Genomic DNA, 1,144 nt, shown 5'->3' with positions numbered 1-1,144 from the left:
TCTGTGGTTCTCTACTTTCGAGAACCTTCGCAAATATCATTTTACAAGCGCTGTGATTGTCTACCTTCGACAATGCTTCGCTTATGTAAAATGATGGATACTCTCACCGCTACGCCTCAAACATGTGAGGCTGATTCCGCAATGAGAGTATAGCTCGATATACTCTTACATTCAAATGTAAGAGTTATCTTCGCTCTGGCGAGGCCATCACTACATTCAAAAATATATTTTTGAATTCCGTTATATAGCTAACAAATGACATACGCATTATCAAACAAATATGTTTGATAATATGTATGCCAAATGTTAGCTCACAACACCTCGAATCATACATATTTATTAACATACATATGTATGTTATATTAATATAAAAATAAGCACACATATGTATGCTTATCATATATTAATTATGAGGTGATTCAATGCCAAAAAAACAAAGCTCGAAAGAAAAAATCTTAACCGTTCGTGTCAGTCAAGCGCAATACAAAAAGATACAAGATTTAGCCTACATACGTAGTATGAATGTCACAGAATATATACGCCAAACAGCTGTGGGTAATCGGATTAAACCGACGGTGATTGAATATCCAAAAGAGCAAATAACGATGGATGATTCTAATTCTAAGAATAATACGAATAATTTGTATAAAGTTATTGAACATCTAGAAGAAGACAACGAAGCACTCAAATCAGACAGAGACGCACTTCGACAACGTCATGACCAACTTGAAGATGATATAGAACAATACAAAAGGGAGAATGAGATATTTCATCGCTTGTTAGAGCACTTTGATAGTACTGCATTTATGAATTTTAATACGTATCGTGATGATAGACCATTAAAAAAAGAAATTAAACGATTGAAAGAACATTAAAAAGGCTACTCAAAAAATGTTTATCGTAAGAAATGGGGCAAAAAGAAGACATTAATGCTTTCTATTTTTTGTTGTACCAATAATTAATAATACAAAAAATAGAAAACCTAATAAATAAAATATTTTTTCTCCTAAAGGATTTCCAATGATATTTTCATTCAATCCTATAATCAAACAAACTATAAAAATAACAATAATAATGCCTGAATAAATCTTATTTTTTAATAACATAAAATTAACCTTTCTTTTCTATAAAATCTGGGATACTA

At 30.9% G+C, this 1,144-nt stretch carries 1 protein-coding gene; it reads left to right on the top strand.

Going from position 1 to position 1,144, the window contains the following annotated elements; all coding sequences use genetic code 11:
* The first annotated feature begins 422 nt into the window (after positions 1-422).
* A complete protein-coding gene (locus ABZX02_RS43980) occupies positions 423-875 on the top strand; it encodes a hypothetical protein (protein WP_002494373.1) in 453 nt (150 codons plus the stop codon).
* Positions 876-1,144: the final 269 nt, after the last annotated feature.

The sequence above is a fragment of the Lentzea sp. NPDC003310 genome (assembly GCF_040610935.1).
Lineage (GTDB): Bacteria > Actinomycetota > Actinomycetes > Mycobacteriales > Pseudonocardiaceae > Lentzea.
The sequence above is the reverse complement of the archived record's forward strand: the minus strand, read 5'-3'. Positions and strand labels throughout refer to the sequence as shown.

What these genes read in the sequence shown, in the direction of transcription:
- ABZX02_RS43980 (WP_002494373.1), top strand. Translation starts at nt 423, where the DNA reads ATGCCAAAAAAACAAAGCTCGAAAGAAAAAATCTTAACCGTTCGTGTC.